This window comes from Kordia jejudonensis (assembly GCF_001005315.1).
Lineage (GTDB): Bacteria > Bacteroidota > Bacteroidia > Flavobacteriales > Flavobacteriaceae > Kordia > Kordia jejudonensis.
Window position 1 is genome coordinate 119,397 of record NZ_LBMG01000006.1, and the last position, 16,110, is coordinate 135,506.

Sequence of the window (16,110 nt, forward strand, 5' to 3'; positions counted from 1 at the left end):
CAATTATGAAAAAAATTATCAAATACATAAGTGTACTTACGCTAATTACATATTTTGTAGCATGTAAAGGGGAAGATAAATCTTCTGAAAAAGCACATACTGAAGCGGAAGTAACGGAACATTCGACGCGACTTAATGATTGGTTTCAGGAGCAATTTAAGCTTGACTTAAAAGATTCGCCACAAATGCAAACTCGTATTGGTGACAAAACTGATTATGGCAAATGGGATGATATATCGCCAGCAGCCGAAGCAAAGCAATTACAAATTTCAAAAGATCGCTTAAAGTGGCTTAGTGAAAATGTAGATGAAACGTCTTTAGATGAGTTTACGGCGTTGAGTTACAAACTATTCAAACAACGTTTGGAAAATCACATAGCAGATCATACCTATAGATTGTATAACTATCCATTGAATCAAATGCATGGAATGCAAGCGGAAATCCCAGCGTTCTTAATCAACATGCATCAAATAAAAGACGTAAGTGATGCAGAAGCATATATTGAACGATTAAATGGTTTAAAAGGATTATTTAATCAAGTAGAAGCAAACCTAAAAGAACGTCAAGAAGCAGGCATTTTACCACCAAAATTTGTGTTCAGTCATGTTATCAATGATGCTAAAAATATCATCAAAGGACAACCTTTTGACAACAGCAAAACAAACAGCACGCTTTGGAACGATTTCATGTCAAAACTTGAAAAACTTGAAATAGCTGATGAAAAGCGTAAAACCCTAGAAGATGCCGCTAAAAAAGTATTACTCAATTCTGTACAACCTGCTTACAGTTCCTTAGTTGTATTACTAGAAGAGCAGCAAAAAATAGCAACTACGGATGATGGTGCTTGGAAATTTCCCAACGGAGATGCATTTTATAATGTAGCGTTGGCAAGAACAACGACGACAGACATGACGGCTGATGAAATTCATCAATTAGGTTTAGATGAAGTAGCGCGTATTCACAATGAAATGAATCAAATAAAAGAGCAAGTTGGTTTCAAAGGATCATTGCAGGAGTTTTTCAAATTCATGAAAAATGACAAGCAATTTTACTACGATGCAACGCCAGAAGGAAGAAACGCATACATGGACAAAGCCACAGGAATCATTGATTCTATGAAATCTCGTTTGGACGAATTATTCATCACAAAGCCAAAAGCAGACATTCAGGTAAAAGCAGTAGAAGCGTTCCGTGAAAAATCGGCAGGAAAAGCATTCTATCAGCGTCCAGCATTAGATGGTTCACGACCAGGAACGTACTACGCCAATATGTACACAATGGAAGCAATGCCAAGTTATCAAATGGAAGCTTTGGCATATCACGAAGGAATTCCAGGACATCACATGCAAATTGCCATTGCGCAAGAATTACAAGACATTCCGATGTTTCGTAAACTAGGCGGATACACGGCTTATATTGAAGGTTGGGGATTATATTCTGAGTTCATTCCGAAAGAAATGGGCTTCTATAGCGATCCATATTCTGACTTTGGACGTTTGGCAATGGAATTATGGCGCGCATGTCGTTTGGTGGTCGATACAGGAATTCACGCTAAAAAATGGACACGCGAAAAAGGAATTGAATATTATGTAACAAACACACCAAATGCAAAATCGGATGCAGTTAAAATGGTGGAACGTCACATTGTAATGCCAAGTCAGGCAACAGCGTACAAAGTTGGAATGAACAAAATCATTGAACTTCGTACAAATGCAAAAGAAAAGCTAGGAGACAAGTTTGACATTCGCGAATTCCACGAAGTCGTATTGAGCAATGGCGCAGTGCCACTTAACGTACTGAGCGATTTAGTTGACGTTTGGATTGCGAGCAAAAAATAATCATGCTTACATAAAATATAGAAGAAACGAGTGCTGAAAAGTGCTCGTTTTTTTATTCCGAAAACCTAAAACCCTAAAACCCAAAACCGAATTACCTATTATTTTTTCACTTCCGTGAGATTGTACACGTTTCAATTAAAATATTGTAAACAGATATAAAAGTATAGTTAAAAATAGTACCATTCTCTTTGTTTTCGTTCAGTTTGAAGCAACTCAGAACATCGAAAACAGGGAAGAAGTTGATAAGCTTAGAAATAGTAAGACACAAAAAAAAGCGGATACCATTGTATCCGCTTTTCAATTTCATATAAAATCAAGAATTATTTGATAATTAATTTCTTGGTAGTTGAAGCGCCATCATTAGATGTCAAATTCATTAAATAGATTCCTGTAGTCAGTTTCAAACTTAAATCAACATTTGTAGTAACACCATTCATCTGATTAGAAGAAAGTGTACGACCGTTTAAGTCAGTAACAGTAACATTTTGTAATGCTACACCAGAATTACGAATCGTAATATTTCCATTTGATGGATTTGGATATACTGCAAATGAATTGCTTAAAAACTCATCGTTTGATAAAGTCGTAATATCTATTGCGGCTGGGATATTTGCTAAGTTGTTATTATAGGTAGTATCACCAGTTCCGTTAGTATTAGTTGTATAATAATTTGCAGGATCAGTAAATGAATTTTTAGCTGCGACTAACGCTTCTGCTTCGGTTGCAAATCCAGAAAAATCATAAGTTCCGCTATATATTACATTATCATTTTCATCTTCTACACCAGCGCTATTACCCAATCCTAAAGCGGTTCTCGGCATAGTTACATCACTCAGTCCCAATGGTAAAGAACTTTGGTTTGTATCCGTTGGATTTCCAGTAAAGCCAGTTGAAGAGTTATGAGCTATAAATATAAAATTGGCGTTATTACCTGCATTAGTTCCACCAGCAGCATTTGTAGCATCTTGAAATACAGTTATTTGATCTCCATTTCCAGAGAGGTTAAGAGATCCTCCAATTCTAGAATCTGTGTATGTTGCAAAATTTGGATTAGAAGTTCCGTCATCGAATTGTATAATTTCACCAGCATCTAAACCACCAGCAGGAACAGTGTATTTTTGAGCTCCTTCATTACATGGCGTCGTAAAAACACCGCTAGCAGTTGCGCCACAATCAGAGAAATAGATCCCTGTTCCTTCGTTAATGTCTACAAAAGTAATGAAGGCAAATCTATCGGGACTATCGCTTCTCACGTGTATTACTGCAATATCTCCAGCAGCAAGTGTCGTAGCTTGGCTAAATAAAGCCGATGTAAAAAAAAGCATTGGCAATAAAACAAATGCAGAAAGTAATTTTATTTTCATAATAATGATTTTATAGTTTTGTGTAAAGATACTAATTTAAAGTATATACTGTATTTACGGTAGGAATAATTAATATTGAGTTTACGTAAAGTCCTTCTAAGCTTAGCAATGCTCAGAAGGACTTTGTGGGTTTATAGTGTTTTTTAATTAGCTTCTAGAAGGAAAAGTACCTTGCATTGCAATAATATAGTTTATTCCTAAAAAAGGATTTCTTATATTAAATGGTTGATTATTACCGCTAGATCCTGTATTTCCTGTAATTCCAACAGAATTAGGCGCCATTGTTACAGTATTAGTAGATGAATTGAACATCAGTGTAGTATCTGGATCTATTAATCCAAAGTTCTTCCCATTAGGGTCATTAGATTCTCCATCATCTTCATTTGCCATGATACTACCTTTCATAGTTCCTGCATTGTGAAAGTGATTTGGTAATTCTAATAAAGTAAGTGTTTTTGTTTCAATACCACCTCTTTGTCCTAATTTGATGTCAGAGAGTCCTGGTCCACGACCAGCATGAATTGGACTTCTACTTCTTAAATCTGGCAAAGCAAAAGTAGTTCTTCCATCACCACCATAGGTAGTTCCTAGAAGAGAAAATAATGCTTGATTTGCATTTATTGGTAGTAATTGTCCGTCACATAATGCCCAACCTCTCGGAGCAAAATTTCCGGCGAACATTACTATTTGCGCTAAAAATGGATTCATAATATATTTTTTAATGTTAATTAATTTAATTTTTATAAAGCCTAATTCTTAGCTTCTTGATGGATACACTCCAAGCATTGCAATGATAAAGTTTACACCTTCAAAAGGGTTTCTAATGTAGAAAGATTGATTTCCTCCGGTTGCTAATGTATTTCCAGTAATTCCAACTGAGTCAGCAGACATAGATACCGTATTAGTGGATGAATTAAACATTAGTGTGGTATCTGGATCTATTAATCCAAAGTTTTTCCCATTAGGATCGTTAGACTCCCCATCATCTTCATTTGCCATAATACTACCTTTAAGCGTAGCTCCACTATGCTCGTGGCTAGGCATTTCTAATACATTTAATGTATGATACTCAGCACCGCCTCTTTGTCCTAACTTAATAGTAGTCAAACCTGGGCCAGTTCCTGGGTGAACAGCACTTCTACCTCTTAAATCAGGTAAAGCAAATGTAGTTCTACCGTCACCACCATACGTTGTTCCTAAAATAGAAAATAACGCTGAATTTGATGAGATAGCTAATAATTGTCCGTTGCATAATGCCCAACCACGTGGTGCAAAATTACCTCCGAACATAACAATTTCTCCGATAAATGGATCCATAATAATATAGTTTATAAGGTTAAAAGAATAAAGATAGCATTTTTTAACAAATACTAACATTTCAAAAATATGAGTATTACGTCAGTAATCTAATGGTTTATACACTTAAAATTAAAAACAGGTAGAAGTACGTAATTATAAATATAAATTCTTCTTTTAAGTAAGAATTGTAGAAAATAGAATGATATATTTTACTATTTTTAAGCCATACTAACTACAAAAATTATATAATTATGGATTCAAAATTCGAAGATCAAAGTAAAAAAATCGAATACCCACTTAAAGCAATTCCCTTAGCAACAGCTGCGATATGGACACAAAATTGGAGAGAGAGAAAAAAAATAGAAGATATCAGAGGTTATTTTATCCCCATGGAAGATATCAATGAAGCAAGAGTTGAAATAGGCATAGATAATATGAGAGGCTATTTAGGAATAGACGATAAAGGAGAAAACCACCTTTTACTTGTAGGTGTAGATGCTAAAGGAAACGATATGATTGATGAAGAAAATGGTCAATTTGTATATGACTATACGAAGCCATGCCCACAACAATGTGGCAATGGAAATGTATTAAATGGAGAAGGAAATTAATACATGTCATTATTAGATATTTTTTCTGATAGTTCAACGGTAGTTTTGATACTAAACGCTGCATTATATGCAAAGTTCATAGTATCAAAAGATTTTGCCTATAAATATTTTGCGATTTACTTGATATTAATGGCAATAAATCAAACATTGGTTACCATTTCTTTTGAGTTAGAAATAGACAATACACTACTTGCAAATACATATATGATATTTCAATTTGTAATGTTGAGTCTTTTCTATTATGCAATTTTTAAAGAACAGAAACAGCGAAAATATATCCTAATAATTTTATTGGTAGTAACAATAATCTTAGGAGTTCAATATGCTTGGACTCCTAAATTATTTCATGAATATAATCCTTATGGAATTATAGCCACATCTACAATACTTATATTTTACGCAATTACATATTTTTTTCATCATATTTCTGATAAAGAACTAAAATTATACCTCGTAAATAGTGGAATATTAATTTATTTATTAGGAACTATTTTACTATTTTCTATAGCAAAAGCTGGATTAAAAATAGAACCAGAAATAGAAGTTGCATTATGGATATTAAATGCTTTCATTTATTTAGTCTTTCAAGTAATTATTACTACACAATGGTTCTCCGACCGTAGAAAAAACAAAAAAATATAATGGATGGTCCCTTTTTAGAAGATAATGGAGTGATAGCAATTGTTATTTTTGGTGTCGTATTACTGTTAGTTATGGGGCTAACATTGATATTATTCTTCTATCTGTCTCGAAAAAAAATCATTCAAAAAGAACTAGAGAAAAAGACCTTAGAACTAAATCATCAAAAAGAAATGCTGAAAGCTACCATTGTAGCACAAGAAGCAGAACGCAATCGCATAGCACAAGATTTACACGATGCCATTAGTGCAAAACTCAATGTAGTGTCGCTGAGCGCCAATTTTCTCTTAGAAGAAGAAAACGTAACACCCAAAGAAACAGATGAAATCATCAATCATATGCTGCGTGTTACCAACAAAACGATTGAAAGTTCTCGGAAAATTGCACATAACTTACTACCACCAATACTTGAAAAATTTGGTTTGGGTGCTGCTTTAGAAGAATTATGTGATGAATTTAGCAATAGCAAAAAAGTAAATGTTACCTCTAAAATAGCATATGAAGCGAAACGATTAGACAAAGATGAAGAATTACACGTATTTCGGATCGCACAAGAATTAATGAACAATTCTATGCGTCATGGAAAAGCAAAAGAAATAGAACTAAATTTTGAACCCAAAAAAGAAAACTTATTGCTATCTTACAGAGATGATGGAGTAGGGTTCGATACTGAAAACATAGGAGTTCTAAAGGGCTTAGGTTTACGAAATATTGAAAGTAGAGTATCACTTTTAAAAGGTACTATCGTGTACGAAAGTGAAGAATTAAAAGGAGTCAAAGTACAAATCACAATTTAATATACAAAGGATCATGGATACAGAGATTATAAAAATAGCCATTGCCGATGATGAAGCCTTATTTAGAGCAGGAATATCATTTATATTAACACGCGTTAAAAATTTTGAAATCGTCTTTGAAGCAGAAAATGGTGCAGACCTAATAGAAAAACTAAAAACACATGAAAAGCCAGATGTTGTGTTGATGGATTTAAAAATGCCAATGCTTAATGGTGTTGAAAGTACTAAAATTCTACAAAAAGAACATCCAACAATCAAAGTCATTGCGGTAACGAGTTATGATGGTAAGTCATTTATAACGAATATGATAGACGTTGGAGCATCTTCATATCTGCTAAAAAACACATCACCAAAAGTAGTAGTACATACCATAAATGAAGTGTTTGCAAAAGGATTTTACTATGATGAACGTGTGCTAAAAATCATTCATGAAAATCTATTATCTGCCAAAAGCAAACGCATCAAAAGTGATTTGGACAATAACTTACTCACAAAACGTGAAAAAGAAATTCTTGAACTCATCTGTAATCAATACACAACCAACGAAATTGCAGACAAACTATTCATCAGTCCACGAACAGTAGAAGGACATCGAAACAATTTACTCTTAAAAACAGAATCTAAAAATGTAGCAGGATTGGTTATCTATGGAATCCAGAAAAAACTCATTGAATTATCTCCTGATTTTTAAGAAAAATACCGAAAGCGATTCCCCAAAATCTATAACTTCACACAAAATAACTTCATACAAGATTCAAAAAAACATACTTTTCAAATATATAATAGAGTAAATCTACGCTTACTATGAAATTCCTATAATTAATGTTTATTTTTGGCAACTAGAAGTCAACATTCATGAAAAAAAATCTATTCATAGCGATTGAAGGAATCGATGGAAGTGGAAAAAGTACACAAGCTAAAAACATAGCAAAACGCTTAGAGGCAGAAGGTCACAAAGTATATCTCACCTTTGAACCTACAGACATGCGTATTGGAAAAATGATTCGAAATACATTTCTAAGTGGAAAAGAAAAAGCTGATGAAAAAGTAATAGCAGCATTATTTGTAGCTGACAGATTGGATCATTTATTGCATGAAACTGACGGAATTCTCAAAAAACTAGCAGAAGGTTACACGGTAATTACGGATAGATACTACTTTTCTTCCTATGCGTATCATGGCGCACACATTGACATGGATTGGGTTATAAACGCTAACAAAATGGCAGCAGAAACGCTCAAACCAGATGTAAACCTATTTGTAGATGTTTCTCCTGAAGTTGCAATGAAACGTATCAACGCAAACAGAGAAAGTATAGAAATCTACGAAACCCTAGACAACCTAAAAGCGGTACAAGCACAATACCTACGTGCGTTTGAAAAACTGAAAAATGAAGAACATATTGTGGCTGTAAATGGAGACGATTCTCCTGAAAAAGTGACAGAAAATCTTTGGGAAGCTTTACAAAAGGAAAATCTTATTCAAGAATAAACAATACTATGAAATCATCATGATTTTTGATATTAAATAATTCTATTTTTATTTAATAAAGTTGAATTTATCAACGCTCATTGATTTTTAGCAACGCTTATGAAATAAATTTGTTATTACTTAAATTAAAAATTACTTTTATTTTAATATCAATTTAAAATATTAAAATCATGAAGAAATTCTTTTTTACAGCAGCTGCTTTAGCTGGAATGTTTTTATTTTCTTGCTCAGAAGAGTTAAAAGAAAATACAGAAAATGTGATAGCTACTGAGTTATTGACGAAAACGCAAAAAACTAATTGGGTTGATACCAAGATTTCAAACGAAATTATTAACAATCAAAAAAGTATTTCTCATTATGAATTTAATGTTAATGAATTAAAAGAACTTGTTGGTAATGAGAATGTTAGTTATGTGTGGTTTGATTTAGGATTAAATGATGCAAATCAAATTACTTTTACTGCAACAGGAGAAAGTACCTCAGGGTATACTGTTATGCAAGTGTCTTCAAAAATAATTTCAACAAATGAATACAAAGAAGATTTTTCTGTATTCACTAGAGTAGGGAATGTAGCATTAAATACTAATCCAGAGTTGGATCATATTTTACAAAATAGCGATGCATATGAATATCTTACTGAGATGAAAAAAGCATACGACGATTTTGAAGAAACATTAGATCAAGAAGGGCAACGTGTAGAACGATTTGGATTGGATGTAATAATCGTAAAACGCATGTTAATGACTCATGATATTAATTCTTTAGGATTGTTTTTAGGAAAAAATAAACAAGGAAAGATGACTACTGTATTCATCGGAAAAGATAAAAATGACAATTTGCTAATTGATGCTCAAGCTGCTGAATCTACAGCAGGTATGGCTTTTGATCATACTTTACCTTGTCCTCAACAATGCGGTTGTACTTGTGATGATGGAGAATTTAGTCCAACTTGTAAATGTGATGACGATCAAGAAGTGATTGAAGATTAATACAGTATTTTCTATTAAATAATATAGTTTAAAGCCATTATCGTAGGATAATGGCTTTCTTCATTTACAATAATAGTATTATATAAACAACCGTGTTTTTCCTATATAAATAATAATTTCTTCCTGTATTAAAATAGTGTTTTTCCTATTACTAATTAGCTATTTGACTCTAACAGTTCCGCTTGTCTATCGGTAGTTTTGTTTCATTAGTATTTCAACCAGAACGAAGCAGGAAACATGATCAACAAATTTGTAGACAAACTTACCACTGACGGACTTGCCACGTATATTAACACGTTACAGGGAATTTCTGTAAAGTTAGGCGCGCAAAACATTGGCGATTATCAATCTGACGATAATGATTTTGACGGAGAAAACTTAGTGGTAACAATTGTACGAATTGACGAAGAAAGCACACTAAAAAACTTTCCGAATCAAAAACTGGTACAAAGCGGACAAACTTTTAAAGTGGACAAGCGTTTTCCAAAAATCTATCTGAATTACTACTTACTATTTTCATGTACGCTACAATATGACAAAGCAATTGCTGTCATTTACAAAGCAATAAAGTTTTTTCAACATCAAAAAAAGTTTGTCTTTACCGCTGATGATGATGACATTGAATTAAACATGGAACTCTGTTCGCCAAGTTTTGAACAACTTAATAATATCTGGGGAATGCTCGGTGGAAAACAAATGCCAAGCGTACTATACAAAGCAAGAGTATCTGCTTTAGAAAGAGACATTGAAACATTAACAGCTATCATAACATCCATTGGAGCTATAGAAAAACAAGATGAGTAGATTCAATTACATATACGATCTGTTAACAACCGTGAAGCTAAATCATAAAAATGACAAAGTAGCTGAAAATCATGTAAAACTCTATCCAAGTAAAGCAACAGCAGCGCTCATTGAGCAATACAAAATGGTCATTAAAACCATTCCAGAAGGAATAGTCATTTTATACAGAAAGCAAGAAGAATTTGTGGCAGAAACGGTAGACAATGTGCTCATTATAGATGATGTTGAAGTAATTGACAAAAAAATAGTCGGTTACGTAGCAACTTCGCCAGACAGAACTTTTACAAACTGGCTTCCAGATCCAGTAGAAATTGACTTAGAATTTTATGCAGTGACTGATCAAAAATACAGAAACGATACAAAACTAGCTGCATTGGCGCTCAACGAATTCATCGTGTATAGTGCAGATGAACTAGAAGGAACAAAAGAAACCAACAATACCATCAACGAACGGATAAAGCCAGATGGTATCATACAAATACACATCGAAGAAGCAAACCTTACGACACCAATTACATTAACATTTGAAATCAAATAAAATACTAACAAAACTTTTTAAATCATAAATATTATGGCTAGTACATTAAAAACACCAGGAGTTTACATAGAGGAAATTGTAAAATTTCCGCCTTCTGTAGCACAAGTTGAAACTGCTATTCCTGCATTTATTGGATATACAGAGAAAGCAACAAACAAAATCAACGGAGACCTAAACATGGTTCCAACACGCATCACATCGTTGTTGGAATATGAACGATTTTTTGGATTCTCAAAAGCAGAAACCTCTATCGAAGTAACCATAACTGACGATGTTGCAAACAATCGTTCCATTGTAGTAACGCAACCAACAAGCAAACAACCGTTTTTAATGTATTACTCATTACAACTATACTTTGCAAATGGCGGTGGACCATGCTACATTACTTCAGTAGGTCGTTATGGAAGCGATTTGCCAGACGGAGAAACAGCAATTAGTACTATTGGTGACACGGATGCGTTAAAAGACGGATTAGATGAAATCGGAAAAGTAGACGAACCTACATTAATTGTATTTCCAGATGCAACACGAGTGAACGGAATTGACGCAACAACATTCTACGGTCTGTACAATGACGCGTTAACGCAATGTAACAAACTTCAAGATCGTTTTACCATAATCGATACACTTGGGTATGATGGAAGCACTTCTGTAGATCCAAACATTGGAGCACTTAGAGATGGTATAAACCTTGGAAAAGACTTCGTAAAATACGGAGCAGCGTACTATCCATACCTAGAAACAATCTTAAACTACAGCGTTGATACATCTTCTATAGATATTTCTCACTTCAGCAAAGCAGATGCAAATGCAAAAACTGCGATCAAAGAAGAAATGGAAAACCTTGAACCAGATGTTGCTATAAAATCTGCAGACGTAGTTGGATTAGCTTCTGGTTTCCCAGGAACATTCACAGGAAAACTAGCAGATGTAATCAGCTACCTATACGAAGACAATGTTGGAGTCAATGAAGGTTTTGACATGAGTGGAACAAAAAACTACGCTTCTCCACGTCCTGAAAACTTACGTGATAGTATGGATGATCTCTTAGGAGCAATGGGAAGTCTAGTTGAACTCAAAAACAAAATCAAAAAAGAAGCAGATGCAGCCTTAAGCGCACTTGCCGATGAAGCTGTAGATACAACGGACTTATCAACACACAGACAAGCGTTCTTAGACGATTTTGAAGATGGTGGTAAAATTGAAGAAAAATACAATGAACTAGTAACGCTTCAAGCAGACTTAAAAAAGCACATCACAAGTGGCGATACTGCTAAAATCAAGAAAACAATTGATACAGCAGCCACAAGTATTCACAAAACAGTAAAAACAATTGCTGTCTTGGCAGATTACAAAGCGCCAGCAAACACAGATTCTACATTATTAGACACAGTGGTTTCTAAATTTGCAACACTAAAAACGGAACTCGATACCGTAATTGAAGCTGATACAAACAACGGAGAATTACACGGAAGATCACTAAGTGATTTAGAAACTAAAGACAACGATACCTACAATAAAATTAGAACTGCCATCAACAATTTGCCAATGGAATTACCACCAAGTAGTGGAATTGCAGGAGTATATGCAAGAGTTGACAGTACAAGAGGTGTTTGGAAAGCGCCAGCAAACGTAGGATTAACCTATGTTGTAAAACCAACCGTACGTATCACAAACGACATTCAAGATGGACTTAACGTTGATACAACTTCAGGTAAATCTGTAAATGCAATTCGTTCCTTCACAGGAAAAGGTGTAATGGTTTGGGGAGCAAGAACCTTAGCAGGAAACGATAACGAATGGCGTTATGTATCTGTAAGACGCTTCTTTAACATGGTGGAAGAATCTGTGAAAAAAGCAAGTGATCAATTTGTATTTGAGCCAAATGATGCCAATACGTGGGTACGTATCAAAGCAATGATTACCAATTTCCTTACCAACCAATGGAAAGCAGGAGCTTTAGCAGGAGCAACAACTGACGACGCATTCTACGTAAAAGTAGGACTAAACCAAACAATGACAGCAGACGATATCCTAAACGGAATCATGAACATTGAAATTGGAATGGCAGTAGTACGTCCAGCGGAATTCATTGTATTAAAGTTTTCTCACAAAATGCAAGAATCATAGGCAATAAGCAATCTTAAAAAAGCACAAAAACACAAACATTTAAAAACAAAACATTATGTCAGCAATATATCCATTACCAAAGTTTCACTTTCAAGTAGAATGGGGAGGAACCAAAATTGGTTTTCAAGAAGTAACAGGGCTCGATAAAGAATTTGAAATTTTACAATACAGAGAAGGTTCAAGTCCTGAATACAACAAAATTAGCATGCCAGGAATGGTAAAATACACAGACATCGTATTAAAAAGAGGTGTATTCAGAGGCGATAATGAATTCTACGCGTGGATGCAAGAAAACAAACTCAACGTAGCCGAACGCCGTGATATTACCATTAGCTTACTCAATGAAGCACACGAACCAGTTGTGGTTTGGAGAGTGAAAAACGCTTGGCCAATGAAAATTCAGTCAACTGATCTAAAAGCAGAAGGAAATGAAGTAGCTATTGAAACACTAACAGTGGCGCACGAAGGTGTTGAATGGGAAAACTTAGGCTAATATGGCACTCTTTGACAACTTTAAATATCCAGTATCAGGGTTTCACTTTGTAGTCTACTTTAACGGATTACTGCCAAACCCTGTAGATCTGAGCTTCCAATCAGTATCAGGACTAAGTGTCACTGTAGAAACAGAAGCGTATACAGAAGGTGGAGAAAATAGATTTGTCCATGAAATACCAAAAGGATTAAAATTCAGCACGCTTACGCTAAAACGAGGATTAAAAGCAGCGCCTTCATCCATTACAAAATGGTGTGAAGATGCCTATGAGAGCTTTACTTTCAAACCATTGAACCTAATTGTGATGTTGCTAAATGAAAAACATATTCCAATCAAAAGCTGGAACATCGTTGGCGCTTATCCCATCAAATATGAATTAGGAGATTTCAATGCCGAAACCAACAGTATTCTCATCGAAACCTTAGAACTCAAGTACAACTATTTTAAAGCATTACTATAATGGCAGTAGAAATAAAAAACTTACGAATTAAGGTCAACGTAAATGCTCAAAAAAAAGAAGAAACGGCTGAAATAGAAGAAGCACAAACCAATTGGACTTCTGGCGATATCATCAATGCAGTATCAAAAATAATGACCAATAAAAAAGAACGATAACATGGCTTTTTTAGGAGAATTAGAAAAAATGATCATCACCATAGTTGATAAGGATGGCGTAGAAAAGGGCGAATCAATCAAACTTTTAATCAATCCAGAAGGCTATAAAGAATCATACACTGTAGAATACAATGAAGACCAAGAAAATAATTCTGGAGGAAAAAAACCAAAATTTTACAAAGTAAAACCAGGGAATTTTACCTTCAAATTATTATACGATTCTACAGGAATATTTGAAGTAGTCGATCTAGATCTGAAGGAAACACTCACAAGCATTGCGGATGACATCTCAGGATTTATTCCTTTTCAAGACGATGAGGCTGAAAACAACAACATCGTTGAAGAAATTAATAAGATCAAAGAACTTGTCGCGTATCAAGGTGATATTCATAAAACATATGAACTGCGCATAAATTGGGGAGCGTTAGAACTCAAATGTATTCTAACGAAATTAGACATTGATTACAAACTCTTCAACCCGCAAGGATTTCCAATACGAGCTGTAGCGACACTTACGTGTAAACAAAATACAAGTGAAGTATTACGTTTGGCAAAAGAGAAAAAATCTTCGCCAGACCTTACTCACATCAGAACCGTAAAAGAAGGCGACACGTTACCACTAATGACATACAGAATCTATGGCGATTCCAAATATTACCTAGAAGTTGCCAGAGCAAACAATTTACTCAATTTCAGAAGTCTTGAACCAGGAACGGAACTCATATTTCCACCATTAGATAAAACACAAAGTGCATGAGCTTAGTTGCAGACATATCCACACAAGAAAACAGTTTGGCTACCTACAAAGTCTTAGTAGGCAGTGGACAAACTGATATCAGTGCCACCTTAGGTATAAAAACGATCACGGTAGAACGTACCTGCAATCGCATACCAACGGCAACGATAGTATTAGTCGATGGAGATGGAACAATTCAAGAATTTGAAGCAAGCAATAGTGACGATTTCAAACCTGGCGAAAAAATTGTCATCGAAGCTGGATACGACTTTGAAGACAAAACCATTTTTGAAGGAATCATCACAAAACATGCCATCAAAGCTTCTGCAAAAACAAGTTATCTGCTCATTGAATGTAAAGATGAAGCGTTCAAAATGACGCTTGGGCGTAAAAATAAAATCTTCTATGAAGTAACAGAAAGTGATGTCATAGACGAAATTATAAGTGAAAATGGTCTCAGTGGAAGTGCTGAGTCCACATCGCACTCGCACAACGAAATCGTACAATACCAAGCAACAGATTGGGATTTCATACAATGCAGAGCACAAATTAATAACATGTTATGTTTTGTAGAAAATGGAACGGTAGACGTAAAAGCTCCTGAACTCTCTGGCGCAAGTATATTTACAGCAACATACGGAGACAATGTGTTCTCGTTTGAAGCCGAAATTGACGCACGTAATCAATATGATACATTTGAAGCTTCTGCATGGAACTATTCTGATCAAGAAGTAATTACCAAAAGTGCTGAAAACAAAAATCTAAACACTGCTGGAAACCTGAGTTCAGGCGATTTATCTGAAGCAGCTGGAAGCAAAAGTATTTCACTAACACACACTGGAAACATTCCTGATGAAATACTGACCTCTTGGGCAGAAGGAAAAAGCATGTATCAACAACTGGCAAAAATCTGTGGAACCGTACAAGTACAAGGAACAGAAGTAATACTACCAGGCACAATGATCACACTTGCAGGCATGAGCGATCGTTTCAATGGCGATGTATTTGTAAGCGGTGTACACCATACAATTACCAAAGGAAACTGGACAACAACGGTAAAATTTGGATTAGAACCTGAATGGTTTGCAGAAACCTACGAAGTAAGTCAATTACCAGCTTCTGGAATGTTACCAGCAATTGGCGGATTGCAAATCGGTGTCGTTGCTGCCTTAGAAGGCGATCCAGATGAAGAACACAGAATTCAAGTAAAATTACCCATCATAAGTGCTGAAGAAGAAGGCGTTTGGGCACGTGTACTAACAATGCATGCAGGCGAAAACTACGGAGTTCATTTCCTACCAGAAATAGGACATGAAGTATTAGTAGGTTTTCTAAACGACGATCCAAATCAGGCAGTCGTATTAGGTTCGCTATTCAGTAATACCAACACGTCTCCAATAGAACATTCAGACGATAATTTCGAAAAAGTCATCATGACAAAAAGTGAAATCAAAATCACCATGAATGACGAACTCAAAAGTATCACGCTTGATACGCCAGCGGGAAAACTCATCACACTTGATGAAGATGAAGCATACATAAAATTGGAAGATGAAAATGGTAACAGCATCATTATGAATACAGACGGAATCACAATAGAATCTGGAAAAGACATTATCATGACAGCAAGTGCTGGCGATATAAAAATGGAAGCCATGAACATGGAAGCCGTTGCTTCTATAGATTTTACAGCGGAAGCCGTAACAGCAACCGTAGAAGGTTCGGCAACAACAACCATAAAAGGAGGAATAGTACAAATCAACTAA

General features: G+C 34.9%; 18 protein-coding genes. 15 read left to right on the forward strand and 3 right to left on the reverse strand.

From position 1 onward, the window contains the following. Nucleotides 1-5 precede the first annotated feature (5 nt). Nucleotides 6-1,838, forward strand: coding sequence for a DUF885 domain-containing protein (locus AA089_RS04955; RefSeq protein ID WP_046755813.1), 1,833 nt, complete (start codon nt 6-8; stop codon nt 1,836-1,838). Between the two features lie 320 nt (nt 1,839-2,158). Here AA089_RS04955 and AA089_RS04960 read toward each other — a convergent pair whose 3' ends face one another. The 3 genes from AA089_RS04960 to AA089_RS04970 all read right to left on the reverse strand — a co-directional run bounded on the left by AA089_RS04960 (nt 2,159) and on the right by AA089_RS04970 (nt 4,519). Next, nucleotides 2,159-3,202 (reverse strand): T9SS type A sorting domain-containing protein, encoded by a 1,044-nt coding sequence (locus tag AA089_RS04960; protein ID WP_046755814.1) that lies wholly within the window; start codon nt 3,200-3,202, stop codon nt 2,159-2,161. A 147-nt stretch (nt 3,203-3,349) separates the two neighbouring features. Next, nucleotides 3,350-3,910: a phage tail protein gene (locus tag AA089_RS04965; RefSeq protein WP_046755815.1), complete on the reverse strand. Its 561-nt coding sequence runs from the start codon at nt 3,908-3,910 to the stop codon at nt 3,350-3,352. A gap of 48 nt (nt 3,911-3,958) precedes the next feature. Continuing rightward, nucleotides 3,959-4,519 (reverse strand): phage tail protein, encoded by a 561-nt coding sequence (locus tag AA089_RS04970; RefSeq protein WP_046755816.1) that lies wholly within the window; start codon nt 4,517-4,519, stop codon nt 3,959-3,961. 233 nt (nt 4,520-4,752) lie between these two features. Between AA089_RS04970 and AA089_RS04975 the strand changes: the two genes are divergently transcribed. The 14 genes from AA089_RS04975 (at nt 4,753) to vgrG (ending at nt 16,110) form a co-directional block, all read left to right on the forward strand. Next, nucleotides 4,753-5,112, forward strand: a complete 360-nt coding sequence (locus AA089_RS04975; protein ID WP_046755817.1) for a hypothetical protein — start codon at nt 4,753-4,755, stop codon at nt 5,110-5,112. Between the two features lie 3 nt (nt 5,113-5,115). Continuing rightward, on the forward strand, nt 5,116-5,754 hold the full coding sequence (locus AA089_RS04980; protein ID WP_046755818.1) for a hypothetical protein: 639 nt from the start codon (nt 5,116-5,118) through the stop codon (nt 5,752-5,754). Beyond that, nucleotides 5,754-6,548 (forward strand): sensor histidine kinase, encoded by a 795-nt coding sequence (locus AA089_RS04985; protein WP_046755819.1) that lies wholly within the window; start codon nt 5,754-5,756, stop codon nt 6,546-6,548. The genes AA089_RS04980 and AA089_RS04985 overlap by 1 nt, the downstream gene beginning before the upstream one ends. 13 nt (nt 6,549-6,561) lie before the next feature. Continuing rightward, nucleotides 6,562-7,239, forward strand: coding sequence for a response regulator transcription factor (locus AA089_RS04990; protein WP_046755820.1), 678 nt, complete (start codon nt 6,562-6,564; stop codon nt 7,237-7,239). A 164-nt stretch (nt 7,240-7,403) separates the two neighbouring features. Beyond that, nucleotides 7,404-8,039, forward strand: coding sequence for a dTMP kinase (gene tmk, locus AA089_RS04995; protein WP_046755821.1), 636 nt, complete (start codon nt 7,404-7,406; stop codon nt 8,037-8,039). Nucleotides 8,040-8,209: 170 nt separating this feature from the next. Next, nucleotides 8,210-9,028 carry a hypothetical protein gene (locus tag AA089_RS05000; RefSeq protein WP_046755822.1) on the forward strand — a complete coding sequence of 273 codons (819 nt, stop codon included), beginning with the start codon at nt 8,210-8,212 and terminating at the stop codon, nt 9,026-9,028. A 237-nt stretch (nt 9,029-9,265) separates the two neighbouring features. Next, entirely contained in the window at nt 9,266-9,832 is a 567-nt protein-coding gene (locus AA089_RS23480) for a DUF4255 domain-containing protein (RefSeq protein WP_053002199.1), read from the forward strand. Beyond that, complete coding sequence (locus AA089_RS05010) at nt 9,825-10,370, forward strand: hypothetical protein (RefSeq protein WP_046755823.1); 546 nt, start codon at nt 9,825-9,827, stop codon at nt 10,368-10,370. Before AA089_RS23480 ends, AA089_RS05010 begins: the two co-directional genes overlap by 8 nt. Nucleotides 10,371-10,403: 33 nt before the next feature. Next, nucleotides 10,404-12,500, forward strand: a complete 2,097-nt coding sequence (locus tag AA089_RS05015) for a phage tail sheath C-terminal domain-containing protein (RefSeq protein WP_046755824.1) — start codon at nt 10,404-10,406, stop codon at nt 12,498-12,500. A gap of 55 nt (nt 12,501-12,555) precedes the next feature. Then, nucleotides 12,556-12,993, forward strand: coding sequence for a phage tail protein (locus AA089_RS05020; protein WP_046755825.1), 438 nt, complete (start codon nt 12,556-12,558; stop codon nt 12,991-12,993). 1 nt (nt 12,994) lies between these two features. Continuing rightward, nucleotides 12,995-13,453 carry a phage tail protein gene (locus AA089_RS05025; protein WP_046755826.1) on the forward strand — a complete coding sequence of 153 codons (459 nt, stop codon included), beginning with the start codon at nt 12,995-12,997 and terminating at the stop codon, nt 13,451-13,453. Then, nucleotides 13,453-13,608, forward strand: coding sequence for a hypothetical protein (locus tag AA089_RS24570; RefSeq protein ID WP_156168904.1), 156 nt, complete (start codon nt 13,453-13,455; stop codon nt 13,606-13,608). The genes AA089_RS05025 and AA089_RS24570 overlap by 1 nt, the downstream gene beginning before the upstream one ends. A gap of 1 nt (nt 13,609) precedes the next feature. After that, nucleotides 13,610-14,365: a CIS tube protein gene (locus AA089_RS05030; protein ID WP_046755827.1), complete on the forward strand. Its 756-nt coding sequence runs from the start codon at nt 13,610-13,612 to the stop codon at nt 14,363-14,365. Then, nucleotides 14,362-16,110: a type VI secretion system tip protein VgrG gene (gene vgrG / locus AA089_RS05035; protein WP_046755828.1), complete on the forward strand. Its 1,749-nt coding sequence runs from the start codon at nt 14,362-14,364 to the stop codon at nt 16,108-16,110. Before AA089_RS05030 ends, vgrG begins: the two co-directional genes overlap by 4 nt.

What these genes read in the sequence shown, in the direction of transcription:
- AA089_RS04955 (WP_046755813.1), top strand. Translation starts at nt 6, where the DNA reads ATGAAAAAAATTATCAAATACATAAGTGTACTTACGCTAATTACATAT.
- AA089_RS24570 (WP_156168904.1), top strand. Translation starts at nt 13,453, where the DNA reads ATGGCAGTAGAAATAAAAAACTTACGAATTAAGGTCAACGTAAATGCT.
- vgrG (WP_046755828.1), top strand. Translation starts at nt 14,362, where the DNA reads ATGAGCTTAGTTGCAGACATATCCACACAAGAAAACAGTTTGGCTACC.
- AA089_RS05000 (WP_046755822.1), top strand. Translation starts at nt 8,210, where the DNA reads ATGAAGAAATTCTTTTTTACAGCAGCTGCTTTAGCTGGAATGTTTTTA.
- AA089_RS04965 (WP_046755815.1), bottom strand. Translation starts at nt 3,910, where the DNA reads ATGAATCCATTTTTAGCGCAAATAGTAATGTTCGCCGGAAATTTTGCT.
- AA089_RS05025 (WP_046755826.1), top strand. Translation starts at nt 12,995, where the DNA reads ATGGCACTCTTTGACAACTTTAAATATCCAGTATCAGGGTTTCACTTT.
- AA089_RS05010 (WP_046755823.1), top strand. Translation starts at nt 9,825, where the DNA reads ATGAGTAGATTCAATTACATATACGATCTGTTAACAACCGTGAAGCTA.
- AA089_RS04985 (WP_046755819.1), top strand. Translation starts at nt 5,754, where the DNA reads ATGGATGGTCCCTTTTTAGAAGATAATGGAGTGATAGCAATTGTTATT.
- AA089_RS05020 (WP_046755825.1), top strand. Translation starts at nt 12,556, where the DNA reads ATGTCAGCAATATATCCATTACCAAAGTTTCACTTTCAAGTAGAATGG.
- AA089_RS04960 (WP_046755814.1), bottom strand. Translation starts at nt 3,202, where the DNA reads ATGAAAATAAAATTACTTTCTGCATTTGTTTTATTGCCAATGCTTTTT.
- AA089_RS04980 (WP_046755818.1), top strand. Translation starts at nt 5,116, where the DNA reads ATGTCATTATTAGATATTTTTTCTGATAGTTCAACGGTAGTTTTGATA.
- AA089_RS05030 (WP_046755827.1), top strand. Translation starts at nt 13,610, where the DNA reads ATGGCTTTTTTAGGAGAATTAGAAAAAATGATCATCACCATAGTTGAT.
- AA089_RS04975 (WP_046755817.1), top strand. Translation starts at nt 4,753, where the DNA reads ATGGATTCAAAATTCGAAGATCAAAGTAAAAAAATCGAATACCCACTT.
- AA089_RS05015 (WP_046755824.1), top strand. Translation starts at nt 10,404, where the DNA reads ATGGCTAGTACATTAAAAACACCAGGAGTTTACATAGAGGAAATTGTA.
- AA089_RS23480 (WP_053002199.1), top strand. Translation starts at nt 9,266, where the DNA reads ATGATCAACAAATTTGTAGACAAACTTACCACTGACGGACTTGCCACG.
- tmk (WP_046755821.1), top strand. Translation starts at nt 7,404, where the DNA reads ATGAAAAAAAATCTATTCATAGCGATTGAAGGAATCGATGGAAGTGGA.
- AA089_RS04970 (WP_046755816.1), bottom strand. Translation starts at nt 4,519, where the DNA reads ATGGATCCATTTATCGGAGAAATTGTTATGTTCGGAGGTAATTTTGCA.
- AA089_RS04990 (WP_046755820.1), top strand. Translation starts at nt 6,562, where the DNA reads ATGGATACAGAGATTATAAAAATAGCCATTGCCGATGATGAAGCCTTA.